Origin of the sequence: Oceanimonas sp. CAM02, from assembly GCF_032842915.1 — a bacterium.
Classification (GTDB): domain Bacteria; phylum Pseudomonadota; class Gammaproteobacteria; order Enterobacterales; family Aeromonadaceae; genus Oceanimonas; species Oceanimonas smirnovii.
Genome location: NZ_JAWJBK010000024.1, coordinates 51,139 through 65,760 on the forward strand (window position 1 = coordinate 51,139; position 14,622 = coordinate 65,760).

The 14,622-nt window shown below is 48.2% G+C and carries 13 protein-coding genes and 2 pseudogenes; 4 read left to right on the forward strand and 11 right to left on the reverse strand.

All coding sequences use genetic code 11. The annotated features are described in order from the left end of the window. Positions 1-362 precede the first annotated feature (362 nt). The 9 genes and pseudogenes from R0I78_RS14920 to R0I78_RS07640 form a co-directional block, all read right to left on the reverse strand. Positions 363-1,512, reverse strand: a pseudogene (locus R0I78_RS14920) (IS3 family transposase). Between the two features lie 66 nt (positions 1,513-1,578). Continuing rightward, positions 1,579-1,773: pseudogene (locus R0I78_RS07605) on the reverse strand (transposase family protein); the annotation flags it as partial. A 115-nt stretch (positions 1,774-1,888) separates the two neighbouring features. Continuing rightward, complete coding sequence (locus R0I78_RS07610; protein WP_317074904.1) at positions 1,889-2,998, reverse strand: hypothetical protein; 1,110 nt, start codon at positions 2,996-2,998, stop codon at positions 1,889-1,891. Then, on the reverse strand, positions 2,995-4,134 hold the full coding sequence (rffA, locus tag R0I78_RS07615) for a dTDP-4-amino-4,6-dideoxygalactose transaminase (protein ID WP_317074905.1): 1,140 nt from the start codon (positions 4,132-4,134) through the stop codon (positions 2,995-2,997). The genes R0I78_RS07610 and rffA overlap by 4 nt, the downstream gene beginning before the upstream one ends. After that, positions 4,118-4,693 carry an acyltransferase gene (locus R0I78_RS07620; RefSeq protein ID WP_317074906.1) on the reverse strand — a complete coding sequence of 192 codons (576 nt, stop codon included), beginning with the start codon at positions 4,691-4,693 and terminating at the stop codon, positions 4,118-4,120. The genes rffA and R0I78_RS07620 overlap by 17 nt, the downstream gene beginning before the upstream one ends. 94 nt (positions 4,694-4,787) lie before the next feature. Next, the gene (gene rfbA / locus R0I78_RS07625) at positions 4,788-5,663 is read right to left on the reverse strand and encodes a glucose-1-phosphate thymidylyltransferase RfbA (protein ID WP_317074907.1); all 876 of its coding nucleotides are present in this window, start codon (positions 5,661-5,663) and stop codon (positions 4,788-4,790) included. A gap of 31 nt (positions 5,664-5,694) precedes the next feature. Then, complete coding sequence (gene rfbB, locus R0I78_RS07630; protein WP_317074908.1) at positions 5,695-6,825, reverse strand: dTDP-glucose 4,6-dehydratase; 1,131 nt, start codon at positions 6,823-6,825, stop codon at positions 5,695-5,697. A 415-nt stretch (positions 6,826-7,240) separates the two neighbouring features. Further along, complete coding sequence (locus tag R0I78_RS07635) at positions 7,241-7,927, reverse strand: hypothetical protein (protein WP_317074909.1); 687 nt, start codon at positions 7,925-7,927, stop codon at positions 7,241-7,243. A 44-nt stretch (positions 7,928-7,971) separates the two neighbouring features. Further along, positions 7,972-8,631, reverse strand: coding sequence for a DUF1796 family putative cysteine peptidase (locus R0I78_RS07640; RefSeq protein ID WP_317074910.1), 660 nt, complete (start codon positions 8,629-8,631; stop codon positions 7,972-7,974). Positions 8,632-8,706: 75 nt separating this feature from the next. Here R0I78_RS07640 and waaF point away from each other — a divergent pair, with 75 nt between their 5' ends. Beyond that, positions 8,707-9,738 carry a lipopolysaccharide heptosyltransferase II gene (gene waaF, locus R0I78_RS07645; RefSeq protein WP_317074911.1) on the forward strand — a complete coding sequence of 344 codons (1,032 nt, stop codon included), beginning with the start codon at positions 8,707-8,709 and terminating at the stop codon, positions 9,736-9,738. A gap of 2 nt (positions 9,739-9,740) precedes the next feature. Further along, on the forward strand, positions 9,741-11,006 hold the full coding sequence (gene waaA / locus R0I78_RS07650; protein WP_317074912.1) for a lipid IV(A) 3-deoxy-D-manno-octulosonic acid transferase: 1,266 nt from the start codon (positions 9,741-9,743) through the stop codon (positions 11,004-11,006). Here the strand turns inward: waaA and R0I78_RS07655 are convergent. Next, positions 10,991-11,701, reverse strand: a complete 711-nt coding sequence (locus R0I78_RS07655) for a 3-deoxy-D-manno-octulosonic acid kinase (RefSeq protein WP_317074913.1) — start codon at positions 11,699-11,701, stop codon at positions 10,991-10,993. The two genes, waaA and R0I78_RS07655, sit on opposite strands and share 16 nt — an antisense overlap. 86 nt (positions 11,702-11,787) lie before the next feature. On the opposite strand from R0I78_RS07655, the gene R0I78_RS07660 reads away from it, so the two are divergent. Then, positions 11,788-12,849: a glycosyltransferase family 9 protein gene (locus R0I78_RS07660; protein ID WP_317074914.1), complete on the forward strand. Its 1,062-nt coding sequence runs from the start codon at positions 11,788-11,790 to the stop codon at positions 12,847-12,849. After that, a complete protein-coding gene (locus tag R0I78_RS07665; protein ID WP_317074915.1) occupies positions 12,846-13,622 on the forward strand; it encodes a glycosyltransferase family 2 protein in 777 nt (258 codons plus the stop codon). The genes R0I78_RS07660 and R0I78_RS07665 overlap by 4 nt, the downstream gene beginning before the upstream one ends. Here R0I78_RS07665 and R0I78_RS07670 read toward each other — a convergent pair. Beyond that, entirely contained in the window at positions 13,591-14,610 is a 1,020-nt protein-coding gene (locus R0I78_RS07670) for a glycosyltransferase family 9 protein (RefSeq protein ID WP_317074916.1), read from the reverse strand. The two genes, R0I78_RS07665 and R0I78_RS07670, sit on opposite strands and share 32 nt — an antisense overlap. Between the last annotated feature and the right edge of the window lie 12 nt (positions 14,611-14,622).

Sequence of the window (14,622 nt, forward strand, 5' to 3'; positions counted from 1 at the left end):
CGAAGACTTCGCATTAAAATAGCACCAACAGTATCAGCATAGCGTTGTCAATTTTGAGTTAAATGGTACCATAAATTGCTATTTTTGATAGTAGGCTACTGGAAGAAACAGAGACTCAGACTATAAAATGTTACGGAGTAACATCAAACTGGACAGATGTGAGCTTTCCGAACAGGGAGTGTGTGATTGCTTTTTGAACAACCAGAACAAGCATCGCTCAATCCGCTCGCAAGAGTGCTCATTTTGATTGTGCCTTGTGTAGCAAGAGGGTACATAGCGTAGATCTTGACAACCATCATTATGGTCTAGTGTGATCTGGCAACAGTTTTCCGGACACATTCTCAAGCAACTGCTCGCAGCTCTTATTCATAGTCCAACGGACTCATGTAGTCATTGCTGGAGTGCAGCCGCACCCGGTTATAAAACACTTCGATATACTCGAAGATGGCCTGCTTCGCTTCTTCCCGCGTCGTAAGTCTTCGTGATAGATCAGCTCGGTCTTCAGCGTGTGGAAGAAACTCTCCGATGGGGCGTTATCCCAACAGTTTCCCTTCCGGCTCATGCTGCATTGGAAGTCATGCTGCTTGAGCAAACACTGGAAGCTATCTGAAGCATACTGACTGCCTCGGTCGCTATGAACCAGTAACCCGGCAGCTGGCCTGCGTTTCCAGATCGCCATGCTCAGCGCATCGCTCACCAGAGACGCCGGCATTCGGCTACCCATCGACCAGCCCACCACCGCCCGTGAGCAGAGGTCGATAAAGACCGCCAGATAGAGCCATCCCTCCCGTGTCGGGATATAAGTGATGTCCCCCACATAGGCCTGATCCGGCTTTTCTGCCGAGAAGTGTCACGCCAGAAGGTTCGGCGCGACCGGCTTGTCATGCTTCGAGTTGGTGGTGACCTTGAACTTCCGCCGCGTCTTGCATGCCAGCCCTTCCTCTTTCATCAGTCGGGCAATCCGATGGCGACTGACGGCTTCATCGTCTCCCGTCAGCTTCTTCTGAATACGCCGCGTTCCATAGGTTGCCCGGCCTTCTTCGTTGTGTTTACGGATCTTCGCCTTCAACGCTTTATCCTGCTGTTTTCGCGGGCTGCTGTTTTCGCGGGCTGGGCGGCCTGGACCGCCACTCATAATAGCCACTACGAGACACTTCAAACACGCGGCACATCAGGGCAGTGCTGAACTTACCCTGATTGGCGTCGATGAAGGCATACCTTAGCGAGATTCTTTGGCGAAGAAGGCGGCCGCTTTTTTAACAGCTCTCGCTCTTCCTTGAGTCGGGCGTTCTCCCGGCGGAGCTGCTTCAACTCTTCATAGAGGTGCTGCTCATCCACTTTACCATCGCCCTTGGTGCTCTGCTGGCAGTGATACTTGGCGATCTAGGTATGTAACGCATTGACGTTAACCTCCAGCTCCCTGGCGGTCTGGTTGACGGATTGCTCGGACTCCACCGCCAGCTTGACTGCGGCTTCTTTAAACTCAGCTGTATAGGCTTTCTTCTGACTCATGACACACACCTTCTCTGGGCAGGTGATCTTACCTGCGTCTGTGTGTCCGGGGAACTATAGCCACTTCATACCGTGTGCAAATGGACGGTACTTTCGTAACCAGTCCGCTTTGGAATCACCATAAGTTTCAATATCTTGCCAACCTTCAGCACCAGCCATGATGGCGCTGACAACCAAGAACATAACATCGACTAAATCATGTTTTTGATTGATATCTGAGCCAGTTTCTTCAACAAGGGTGAGGTGTTCAATCAAGGTCATGGCTGGGCTCCTTTATCAAGAAACGCTGATTAGATCACAGACGATCTGACTGTTCAAATTTCATTAACAAAGTTTGATCCCGCCCTGGAAGTATGTTTAGTTCTACATAAAATAACTAAAGGTAGACTTTAGCAAGAGATACTATAGATCTTTCTTCTTCAGCCAAAACATTTCCCTTACTTATTTCAGGGTCAAAATTATCATTATCAAAAAAATCATAACCTATCATGCTTCGTTCATTATAAACATATAGTTCAATACCATAACTGCCTTCTAAAAAGTATTGATTAGGTGAGTTTTTTCTAACCGCAATACGACCTGCTCCCCATTTAGCAAAAAGCCTTGCTGTACTTGCTCCTCCACGGTCCTGAAGAATAAGGTGTGTGCATGATGCTAAGAATGCATTATAAACTTGAGGTGACATAGGGGATAAATAATTAACATCAAACTTAATCCCACCAAAAAGCCTCTTAACAAAAAGATAGCAATCTAAAGCAACTCTTCTGCTTGGCTTTACAAAACAATAAAACTCAGCTTTAACTGATATTTTCTTAGCTGCATCACTTTTCAAAAAATCAACTATTTCTTTTCTTGATTTCCTTTTGGTATCTATCAACACCTTATATTTTTCATCGCCATAATTGAAGTTTTTTAACATTATCTGCTGCATCAAATCCGAGTAAGTTGTGGGCAGAATATCAAAGATAATGCTTGCATCTATAAAGTTTAAATTATCCCTTTCACAAACACTGCTGATCTTTTTATAAAAATAGGGCTTTGGAGCGATAAAGAAAGCATTTTTACCCAGAAGATCAATGCATTCAGGTGCTATGTGAAGCTTATCATCTGCTTTTAACCTACCATAAGCTTGAAAACTTTTATCCCAACGCTCAACCTCATCATCCGTTATGAATATATATATCTTACTTGAAAGGGTGTTACTGTAATCTAGTAGACGTTTAGCAATAGGTGAGTTCCATTTATTTAAAGACATAAATGTTACGCTTTTAGCCTCAGCGATATTCTCTATTGCTACATTTTCATAATCAAGATAACAGACATCATTCAGCCTTGGAGAGGAAATAGGAGATAATGCCGTTTTAAAAACAATCGGAATGATATTTTCATGAGGCACACCTAACTTACATATTAATGCGTCACCAAATAGATAGAAAAAACGATCTTGTTCACTAATAAAAAACACATGCTTACCTTTTAAGCTCATTTATTAACCTTATAAAATAAAAAAATATTTTCGACAACATGTTTTAAATCGTCTTTAGATATACCATAAAACATTGGCAACCTAATCAAACAAGCACTATCTTTACTAGTATATCTATCTTCCCCATGAAAACGGCCAAAATTACTACCAGCCTTAGCAGTGTGCAGTGGTACATAATGAAACACAGCGAGTATATTCTTGGTTTTAAGGTATGCAAGCAACTGACCACGTTCTGTAAGGCCAGTCACTTTAAGATAGAACATGTGCGCATTGTGTTGACACTGTTCGGGCACTGTTGCTAACTGAATTTTACCTGCTGTGGCAAGAGGGGCCAGCTTGTCCATATAGTATTGCCAAGCGGACAAACGGAAATCGTTTATTTCTTCTGCCTTTTCCAACTGCCCCCAAAGATATGCAGCTTGAAGCTCGCTGGGTAGAAAACTGCTGCCAATATCGACCCAGCTGTATTTGTCTACCATGCCACGAAAGAACTGGCTGCGGTTGGTGCCTTTTTCTCGAATAATCTCGGCGCGCTCCTTGAAACGGCTGTCATTGATGATCAGCAGGCCGCCTTCGCCACCACTGGTATAGTTTTTAGTTTCATGAAAGCTGAACGCACCTAAGTGGCCAATACTGCCAAGCGCTCTGCCCTTGTAGCTGCTCATCATGCCTTGGGCGGCATCTTCCACCACAAAGAGTCCATGACGTTCGGCAATGGCCATAATGGTATCCATTTCGCAGCCTACGCCAGCGTAGTGCACAGGCACTATGGCTTTAGTTTTATCGGTAATCGCGGCTTCAATTTTGGTTTCGTCGATATTCATGGTGTCGGACCGAATATCAACAAACACAACCTTTGCACCACGCAGGGCAAAGGCATTGGCCGTGCTTACAAAGGTGTAGCTGGGCATAATAACTTCATCGCCCGGCTGGATATCAATAAGAATAGCCGCCATTTCCAGTGCTGCAGTACAGGACGGCGTAAGCAATGTTTTAGGAGCACCAAGCCGCTGTTCAAACCATGCCTGACATTTTTTTGAAAAAGGACCATCACCAGACATGTTACTGCTTTGCATGGCTGCAATAACATATTGTTGTTCTTTGCCAGTATAAGGAGGCTTATTGAATGGGATCATTTTCAATCTCTTTTAGAAACTCAGCTTCAAGTGTAAGTAAGTCTTTCTTACGTTCTTTTACTCGGCGAGCAGGATTACCTACATAAATGCCCCATGGTTGAGTGCTCTTACTAACTAATGTCATGGCACCTACAGAGCAACCTTCTTTTACTTCAACGCCAGGAAAAATAATAGAGCCCGCACCGACGATTACGTGCCTACCTAATGAAGTTGATCTTTTTATCTCTTTTTTGTATTTACTTGGGATGTTCGGGTTTGTTAATGTTCTACCAGTATAATCATCTGACTGTGTAAACACTTGCACTTGATAGGCAAGTCCAGAGAAGTCATCCATAGTAATACCCTTTTCTCCCCCAGCCAATAAACACTGTGGAGCAATATGGACAAACTGCCCAATGCTAACCTTTCCTGATATCATACAGAAATCATCAATACGGCTATGATCACCAAGCTCTATCAGTTCAGGGTTATAGATACTTGCCTTATCACTAACCTTGACATTTATACCTAGCTTTTTAAAACCAACAGCTTCAAGCTGCTCTCTGGTAAGGTAAGCCATCGCTCTCTCCAAACATAACTTATATTGCCATCACAGAGGGCCTAGTGATAAGAATCTTTTATCCAATATCACCTTGCTACATGTTAAAACATGCTTACTCTTTTTTCTCTTGGATCAAAGATAGCAAATACTGACCGTAACTATTTTTACTTAGACGGTGACCTATTAAACTGATTTGCTCTTTGTTAAACCAATCATTATAAAAAGCGATTTCTTCCAGACAAGCTATTTTGTAGCCCTGTCGCTTTTCAATGGTTTCCACAAACTGAGCGGCTTCTAGCAAACTGTCGTGGGTGCCAGTATCCAGCCAGGCAAAGCCCCGACCCAACAATTCTACAGACAGAGCCTTCTGTTCAAGATAAGCATTGTTTATACAGGTAATTTCAAGTTCGCCTCGGACAGAAGGTTGAACTGACTTTGCGATGTCCACTACCTGACTATCGTAAAAATACAGGCCAGTTATTGCATAGTTAGACTTGGGCTTTGCTGGCTTTTCTTCAATGGAAAGGGCTTTTTTGTATTCATCAAACTCTACCACCCCAAAGCGTTCGGGGTCTTTTACCTGGTAACCAAATACTCTGGCACCGTGAGTGAGCTTGGCTGCGTCGCGCAGCATAGAGCCAAAACCTTGACCATAAAAAATATTATCGCCCAATACCAGGCAAACAGGATTCTGACCAATAAATTCTTCACCAATAATAAAGGCCTGTGCTAGGCCATCAGGGCTGGGTTGCACTGCATAACTGAGGTTAATGCCGAACTGGCTGCCATCGCCCAGCAAACGTTCAAACCCTACTTTGTCTTCCGGTGTGGTGATGATCAGAATTTCCCGAATGCCAGCCAACATCAGCACCGACAGCGGATAGTAGATCATGGGTTTGTCGTAAATGGGTAGCAGCTGCTTGGAAATGCCCATGGTGATGGGATAAAGCCGAGTGCCGGAGCCACCGGCCAAAATGATGCCTTTCATGGACGTATCCAGGTCTGGATGCAGAGCACGATTATGCATAAGTCACTCCCAGGCGTTCACGCTGATAGCTGCCATCCTGTACTCGTTGGCACCATTCCAGATTATGTAAATACCACTGCACGGTTTTGCGAATGCCGGATTCGAAGGTTTCTTGTGGTTTCCAGCCCAGCTCGCGCTCTATTTTACTGGCATCGATGGCGTAGCGACGGTCGTGACCGGGGCGATCACTCACATACGTAATCAAGCCGGAAGCCGGAAGCCGGAAGCCAGAAGTTTTTGGTGCCAACTCATCAAGCAAAGTGCAGATGGTTTGTACGACTTCTAGGTTGGTTTTTTCGTTGTGACCGCCGATGTTGTAGGTTTCACCTACCTCGCCTTCCGTTACTACTTTGTAAAGCGCACGGGCGTGGTCTTCTACATAAAGCCAGTCGCGGATTTGGTCGCCTTTGCCGTAAATGGGTAATGGCTTACCTTCTAGGACGTTGAGGATCACAAGTGGAATGAGCTTTTCCGGAAAGTGGTAAGGGCCGTAATTATTGGAGCAATTGGTTACAACAGTAGGCAAACCGTAGGTGCGCAACCAGGCTCGAACCAAGTGATCACTGGCCGCTTTAGAAGCTGAGTAAGGTGAACTTGGGGCGTAGGCGGTTTGCTCGGTAAAAAGCGGAAGCTCTGCATCCACAGTGTTAAGTTGTGAGCTTTGAGTGTTGAGTTTTAACTCAGCACGATCACTCGGGTGAGGAAGGTCACCGTACACTTCGTCGGTACTAATATGATGAAAACGGAACGCCGCCTTGCGTTCAGCACTCAGGCTACTCCAGTAGCTTCTTGAAACCTCCAACAGGGTGTAGGTGCCTACTATGTTGGTCTGTATAAAATCGTTTGGGCCGTCGATGGATCTATCTACATGGCTTTCTGCTGCAAGATGCATAACAGCATCAGGATGATGTTCAGTAAAAACTCGTTCCAGCTCGATGCGGTTGCAAATGTCTACTTGTGCAAATACATAGCGAGCAGAGTTGCTTATCTTTTTAAGACTTTCTAAGTTGCCTGCATAAGTAAGCTTATCAACATTGATAGCGCTATCATTAGTGTGATTAATGATATATCGAATTACCGCTGAGCCGATAAACCCTGCTCCACCTGTTACTAATATTTTCATAAAGCTAGTTTCTCATCCCACCCTCATATAACACTTCATGTTATCATAACATCATCATCCAAAATGGATAAGCACACATAAAAATTTTAGTGATTCTCCCGTCTCAGATGGACGGAGTGTTTATGCTCCAGAGCCATTGCAACCCTGAGCTTGGCGATCACCTCGATTGAGTCCCGCCGGTAAGCAATAGTGCAGTAAAATTCGTTCAAGTCAGCCCCAACACTAATTTTATCAGCATAAAAATATCTAATAAAAATACGCGTCATACCATTGCTAGCTCAATTTTTCTAACCCCCACTATTAATAGTATAAATAGCCTATCTCATATAATTACCAGCAGCAACTTATAAATATAAAACCACCTTCCAAACCAAACCAAACCAAACCAAACCAAACTAACTGTAATACGAAATGGCTATTTAAACTCACCTTTGAAAATGGAAAGAACAACCTTTTTATTTTCTTCCCCATCAAGCTTACTATCACTTAATGAATCAACCAATTGCTTCCATCTCTTTTTTTTGAACTTTGACAGCTTTCTAAAATGATTATCTATCCACAATACTCTTCCATCGTCGTCTATTAAAAAGTTATTCAAATGAAAATCTCTGTGAACATAGCCATATTTCGCCAGGGTAACTGCTTCATTAGCCAGCCTAATCAAAAAATCAACTTTATCATCTTTTGACAAAGAGCGAAAATACGACAAACCGGGGGTGGCCTTAATTTTATTCTCTACCATTATGAATGCAGAGAATTCATTGAAAAGAGATAAAGATACTCCCCAAGAGTATAATTTTGGTGTATTTAAACCTGCTAGCCTTGCTATCTTATACCCCTTAAATTCCCTTTTGGCATCTGAACCAAATATAAAAACCCTTCTTACAAAATCTCTGAAAAACCAACGAAGTAAATCTCTATTCGCCTTATATTTATCCCTTTCCAATTTAATCAAAAATCTTTTATCAGACGAGAGATATAATTCACTAGCAAGGCCAGAGTGATCTTTGTATATCGAGAAAGTCTCTTTACCGCTCCTACCAAACCTTGAAAAACAAAAAAAACTACAATCTAGCGAGCCGAGCTTTGCTTTAAAAAACATCAACCAACCTCAACACCAATAAAATACAAACAAAAATCATAACCTTAATGCCAAAGCTTTATAATGCTGCTTACAAAGCTATTGAATCGAACTAATTTACGATTAAAAAACCTCAAGACTGAAATTTTTAATGAACTGTCCACCGCCTCGCTTAACTCTCCTAAAGAGCAAACATAAAAGTCAAGCTTTGGGAACTTAATACGCAAACAGTTTATTAAGTCGTCATTGAAAGCACATTCATTCTCATCAGCTTCAGGCTTAAACACAAACACTACAGTTCTTCCGCTCATCACAATATTTAGAAACCGCTCGATTCTTTTATTATATTTATCCTTAACCACCTGAAACATATTTGAATCATGAAAATCATGAGGAAAGATCATCCCATATTTTTCACAATATGCTGTAACAACCAACTTATCTGATTCAACTACAGCCCCTCCCTCACCTTCAAATACAAGAGCTTTATGTGGCTCAGAATAAGTTATATTATCCAGCTCCATAAAACCCTCAAAATCATTTTTAATGATCTTTATAACGGAGTCATTTGGAGCAATGCACCAATCAAAAGGATATGCAGCTTTTCTTAGCCCTGTATATCTTAAGAAATGAGCCACATCGCAATTATATCCCAGCGATACAAACTCGCACTCATTTTCATGTAACATCCTTTTTAGCGTAGCAATATTTTTATCTGCCGTCATATTATTACCACAATTCATAGTTCAAAATTCAGATTATGATACTATATGAGCACTAACATCGATAGATAAGAGATTATGAAACTGCTGGTTATTGGCCCATCCTGGGTCGGAGACATGGTGATGTCCCAAAGTCTTTACATCACCCTGAAAAAGCAGCATCCCGGGGCCGAGCTGCATGTGATGGCTCCGGCCTGGTGCTGCGCCCTGCTGGAGCGTATGCCTGAGGTCGACAAGGCCATCGTTATGCCTCTGGGGCATGGCGACCTCAAGCTGACTGAGCGCTTTCGACTTGGCCGAGCGCTTGCCAAAGAAGGCTATAACTGGGCCATTATTCAGCCCAATTCGCTCAAGTCGGCGTTGATCCCGTTGTTTGCCGGCATCAAAAAGCGCACCGGCTGGAAGGGCGAGTCCCGCTACGGCCTGCTCAATGATCTGCGCAGCAATAAACGGAACTTTCCGCTGATGGTGGAGCGTTATAATGCTCTTGCCTATCCCAAAGCTCAAATGAACAGCCATCAGGATATCCCTGAGCTGCCCTGGCCGGCTTTTAGCGTAGATGAACGTAATCAGCAAGCGGCACTCAATGAGCTGGATCTGGGCATCAACAGACCAATACTCAGCCTGTGCCCCGGCGCTGAGTTTGGTCCTGCCAAGCGCTGGCCGGAACAATATTATGCTGAAGTAGCCAAACAGCAGATTGCGCAGGGCCGGCAAGTGTGGATTTTTGGTTCAGCCAAAGATGTGCCGGTGGCAGAAGCCATCAAGCACTGCCTGCCGCCCGAGCTTCAGCAGCATTGTCATGTACTGGCCGGTAAAACCTCACTGCATCAGGCCATTGATTTAATGGCGCTGAGTACTGCCGTGGTGTCCAATGACTCTGGCCTGATGCATATCGCAGCCGCCCTGCAGCGACCACTGGTAGGCGTGTATGGCTCTACTTCTCCCCAATACACGCCGCCACTGGCAGAAAAAGTAGCGGTAGTGCATACGGATATTGAATGCCGGCCCTGTTTTAAACGGGAATGCCCACTGGGTCATTTAAAATGCCTGAAAGAGCTGCCACCCCAGCGGGTAATTGATGCCCTTGCCAAGCTTAAAGACGATTAATCATGCTTTATCGCCTGCTCTACAACCTGCTTATTCACCTGTTCAGCCCGCTGCTGCTGGCGTTGCTGTACTGGCCGAAGAAAGGCAAGCCAGGCTTTGGCCGGCGCTGGCCGGAACATCTGGGGCTGGTAGCACCGGCCAGCTGCCACCGGCCGGTATGGCTGCATGCGGTCAGTGTGGGTGAAATGGTCGCGGCTACGCCGCTTATTCGGCAACTTAAGGCTGAACACCCGGAATTGCCAATACTGGTGACCACTACCACTCGCACCGGTGCCGATCAGGCAGCAAAGCTGGGTGATCTCATCGAACACCGCTATGCGCCGCTGGATTTCCCCTGGGCGGCGGCGTTGTTTTTACGGCGAATAAAGCCCAGAGCACTGCTGATTATGGAAACCGAGCTTTGGCCCAACTGGCTGACCGCCTGCGGCAGACACAAACTGCCGGTCATAGTGCTCAATGCACGGCTTTCTGAGAGATCTGCGGCAAGATACCGGCGTTTTCATGGTATTTTCCGGCTTTTGTCAAAAAACATCACTCACATTGCCTGCCAGTACCAGGCCGATGCCAATCGCTTTGCCGGACTGGGCATGCCGCAAAACAGGCTCAGCACCACCGGCTCCATCAAGTTTGATATCAGCTACGACGATAATGTGCGGGAACAGGGCAAAATGCTGCGGGCACAGCTGGGAGCACAGCGTCCGGTATGGATTGCCGCTTCCACCCATGAAGGAGAAGACGAGCAGCTGCTGAGTGCTCATCAAGCATTACTGCAGTCTCATCCTGATGCTCTGTTGATACTGGTGCCCCGCCATCCGCAGCGCTTTGAAAAGGTGGCTGCGCTGGTGCAACAGCAGGGTTTCAGGCTGCATCGCCGCACTCAGAAAGTGCCGGAAACAAACCCTCAAGTCTATCTGGGCGATACCATGGGCGAATTGCCAATGATGCTGGCCGCCGCCGATATCGCTTTTGTGGGTGGCAGCTTAATCAAGCGCGGTGGTCATAATTTGCTGGAGCCGGCAGCGCTGGGCAAGCCGGTGCTGACGGGGCCTTCTACCTTTAACTTCAGTGATATTACCCGCGAGCTGTTACAGGCAAAGGGCGTCAGTATCGTGAGCGACAGCCAGGAGCTGGCTAATGCACTGGCTCAGTTGTTTGAGCATGAACCACAATGCAGTAGCATGGGTAACGCAGCCCTGAAGGTGGTCAGAGCCAATCAGGGTGCGCTGACGCGCACTCTGTCTGTTATCCGCACTCAGTTACCCTTGTAATATCCCTTCAGCAGGGCTTTCCAGTCCTGCTCGTCCCAATGAAACTCCTGGTGCAGGCCCTGCTCTTTACGGAACGAACGCAGCAGCCGCTCCATATTTTCTTTGGCCCAGCTGCCGGGCTGGCGGAAATGGCATTTGTCAAAATCAATCAGCCAGCTTTTGTCATTATCATCCAGCAGTATGTTATGGCTGTTAAGATCCGCATGGTACAAGCCGGCATTGTGAAAGCGCCGGATGGTATAACCAATGCCCTGCCACTGCTCTGTACTGAGTTCCCGCTCTTTAAGAATGGCAACCAGGTCCTGCGCTCCTTCAATGCGGGTAAGAATAATATCGGCACGGTAAACAAAGTTAGAGCGGATCATGCGTGCAGCACAGGGCTGCGGCACCGGCAGCCCTTTACGATGCAGTTTGGCCAGCACGGTAAATTCCGCCATGGCCCGGCTTTTGGACTCGGCCACATGCAGAAAGGTATCTTCCATTACCCGGCCAATCATGCCGCCGCGATAGTAATGGCGCAGCACCTTTTGGCCCACTTCATCTTCCACAAACCAGGTGGTGTTGCGCCCTACCGACTTGCCACGAATGGCGTTTTGTTCACGCCAGTAGTCAATTTCAAAGAAGTCACGATGAAAATCACCAAAACATTCCGGATCGTACCAGATAATTTCGGAGCCATGCTCAATGCGTTCCATTACCATCCCCCCAGCGAAAAGCTGAATTTTACATGGCTGAAAAGGCTTTGCATAATGCTCGGTCCGGAATCTACAAGAGTTTCTTTATGGCAGTGTTTACCTCGGCACCCGAATCCTTGTGTTTGCTGCGTTTATCCGCCATTGGCGACTGCTGTCATGCGGTTGCGCTGGTGCAGGCCATTCAGCGCCAGTGGCCCCAGACCCGCATTACCTGGGTGACCGGCAAGGTGGAAGCCCGGCTGTTAAGTCAGCTGCATAATGTTGAAATTATTACTTTCAACAAAAGTGACGGCTGGCGGGCCTATACCACCCTGTGGCAACAACTGCGCGGCCGCCGCTTTGATGCCCTGCTGCACATGCAGGCAGCCATACGAGCCAGCATTGCCAGCATGGGCATTCGCGCCCGCTACCGGCTCGGGTTTGAGCGGGAGCGGGCCAAAGATGGCCAGTGGCTGTTTACCAATCTGAAGGTAGCGGCTGAAGGAGAGCATGTGGCCGACGGCTTTATGAGCTTTGGCAAGACGCTGGGAGTAACGGATACCAGGCCCCGGTGGAGCTGGCCTATTGCACCTGAAGCACAAACACTGGCTGCTAAACACCGGGATCAGCGTCCATTGCTGCTGATTTGCCCCGCTGCCAGCAAGGCCTACAAGAACTGGACCGCTGAGGGCTATGCCGCGCTGGCCGATCATGCTCATCACAAAGGGATGAAGGTCATACTGATTGGCAGCCCGGCCAGAATGGAGCAGGATCTGGCAGCGAACATTCAGCAACTAACGGCAAATATCGACGAAAATCTGGTTGGCCAAACCAGCCTGCCCGAGCTGATGGCACTGATTAACAGCGCCAGCCTGGTGGTGGCCCCGGATACCGGCCCTGCCCACATGGCCACCCTTACCGGCACGCCCGTGCTGGGGCTCTATGCCCATCATAACCCGGCCCGTACTGGCCCTTATTATTGCCGGGATTATGTGGTTAGTGTGTACAAAGAAGCCCTGCTGGCAGAAACCGGTAAAACGCCCGCCGAGCTGCCCTGGCGAACCCGGGTAAAGGACGAAAATGCCATGCAGCGCATTACCATTGAGCAGGTCACCGCACAGTTCGACCGCATCTGCCACGACTTTAATCTGTTACAGGAGCCGTCATGAACCGTCCTACTCTCGCCGCCGTGCTGATCGTTAAAAACGAGGCCAACAACCTGGCCGACTGCCTTGCCACTCTCAGCTGGGTGGATGAGATAGTGGTGATGGACTCGGGCAGCACAGACAATACTCAGGCGGTGGCAGAGGCTGCCGGTGCCCGCTTTTTTGTGAATGAGCAGTGGCCGGGCTTTGGCCCTCAGCGCCGGCTGGCTCAGAGCAAGGTGAATTCCGACTGGGTGCTGTGGATAGATGCGGACGAGCGGGTCACGCCTGAGCTGCGCCAAAGTATAGAGGCAGTGCTGAATAACCCTTCCAGCAATACGGTTTATTCCATTCCGCGGCTGTCCTGGGTGTTTGGCCGTTATATTCGTCACTGCGGCTGGTATCCCGACAGAGTGCTGCGGCTCTACCCCAAGGCGCTGACCGGCTATAACGACGCTCTGGTGCATGAAAAGGTGGAGACTGGCCCGGGCATACACACAGTGCCGCTGACCGGTGATCTGCTGCATTACACCTACCGTGATTTACAGCATTATCTGGTGAAATCCGCCGGTTATGCTGCCGCCTGGGCCGAGCAACGCCAGCAGCGGGGCAAAAAAAGTTCACTCACTCAGGGCCTGCTGCACGGCATTGGCTGCTTTATGAAAATGTACGTGATTAAGGCGGGTTTTCTTGATGGCAGGCAGGGCCTGCTGCTATGCCTGCTGTCGGCGCATTCCACCTTTGTGAAATACGCCGATCTGTGGATCAGGACAGAAACGACGCCGCCCAGGGAGTAACCTTTTCAGCCACGGCGTTCACATTCACACTGCTCATGTCTTCCGCTTCGGCCCCTGCCGGCGGATGAAAGGCCAGATGGCGGCCCTCGCTGTTCAGCGGCCGCCAGCGCAGTGGTGTGGCGGAGCGGCGCAGGGGAAAGAAGCCCACCGTAGGCACGTTCAGCGCAGCGGCAATATGCAACGGTCCGGTACTGCCGGCCACAAACAGCTGGCCACAGGCCAGCAGCCGGCAAAAATCAGGCAGTGGCAGGTCACTGGCTACCACAGTTCCCTCACTCGCCATGCCGGCCACCTCCCGGGCCAGCGCTTCTTCTCCCGGGCCGGCGGTCAGTACCACTTGCGCCACAGGAAAGTCCGCCTTCAGCCGGTTAATAAGTCCGGCATATTGCCCCGTACTCAGATTATTGGCCGAGCCGCCGCTGCCCGCATGCACCAACAGCCAGGGCTGCTCAGCGTTAATGCCAAGGCGCTCAGCCTGCTGCTTACGAAAACCGGCCAGATCAGCAGCGTCAAAGCTCAGATAAGGGGCGACCGGCTCCACCGGCGCAATGCCATTTTTAGCCAGAAAGGCGCGCACCAGATCCAGATTGTATTCATACTCCGGTTTGGCCGACTCGGAGCGACGCTGTTTTACCCTGTGGTTATACAGCAGCTGGGCCAGCTTGGTGGCCGGTGCCCAGCGCTGAGCAATGCCCGCCTGCCACATCAGCCTGGCGTTGCGAAAATTAGAAAAAAGACAGATAACAGCGTCGAACTTGCCGGCTATAAGCTGCTTGAGCAGAATGCTCTGTGCACTGGCATCACCACCCTTGCCCGGATCAACCAGCACATCATCAATATTGGGGCAGAGTGCCGCCAGCGGCTGAGTATAGCCCGGCACCAGAGCAGTAATATGGCAGTCGAGGGACGCCTTCAGCATGGCAAACGCCGGCCAGGCCAGCATAAAGTCGCCGATCTTGTCATTACGTACCACCAGTATTCGTTTCATTCCGCGCTCCCG

Coding starts and splice junctions, on each gene's coding strand:
- waaA (WP_317074912.1), top strand. CDS start 9,741: ATGCTTTATCGCCTGCTCTACAACCTGCTTATTCACCTGTTCAGCCCG.
- R0I78_RS07635 (WP_317074909.1), bottom strand. CDS start 7,927: ATGTTTTTTAAAGCAAAGCTCGGCTCGCTAGATTGTAGTTTTTTTTGT.
- R0I78_RS07620 (WP_317074906.1), bottom strand. CDS start 4,693: ATGGCTTACCTTACCAGAGAGCAGCTTGAAGCTGTTGGTTTTAAAAAG.
- R0I78_RS07655 (WP_317074913.1), bottom strand. CDS start 11,701: ATGGAACGCATTGAGCATGGCTCCGAAATTATCTGGTACGATCCGGAA.
- rffA (WP_317074905.1), bottom strand. CDS start 4,134: ATGATCCCATTCAATAAGCCTCCTTATACTGGCAAAGAACAACAATAT.
- rfbB (WP_317074908.1), bottom strand. CDS start 6,825: ATGAAAATATTAGTAACAGGTGGAGCAGGGTTTATCGGCTCAGCGGTA.
- waaF (WP_317074911.1), top strand. CDS start 8,707: ATGAAACTGCTGGTTATTGGCCCATCCTGGGTCGGAGACATGGTGATG.
- R0I78_RS07610 (WP_317074904.1), bottom strand. CDS start 2,998: ATGAGCTTAAAAGGTAAGCATGTGTTTTTTATTAGTGAACAAGATCGT.
- R0I78_RS07640 (WP_317074910.1), bottom strand. CDS start 8,631: ATGACGGCAGATAAAAATATTGCTACGCTAAAAAGGATGTTACATGAA.
- R0I78_RS07660 (WP_317074914.1), top strand. CDS start 11,788: ATGGCAGTGTTTACCTCGGCACCCGAATCCTTGTGTTTGCTGCGTTTA.
- R0I78_RS07665 (WP_317074915.1), top strand. CDS start 12,846: ATGAACCGTCCTACTCTCGCCGCCGTGCTGATCGTTAAAAACGAGGCC.
- rfbA (WP_317074907.1), bottom strand. CDS start 5,663: ATGAAAGGCATCATTTTGGCCGGTGGCTCCGGCACTCGGCTTTATCCC.
- R0I78_RS07670 (WP_317074916.1), bottom strand. CDS start 14,610: ATGAAACGAATACTGGTGGTACGTAATGACAAGATCGGCGACTTTATG.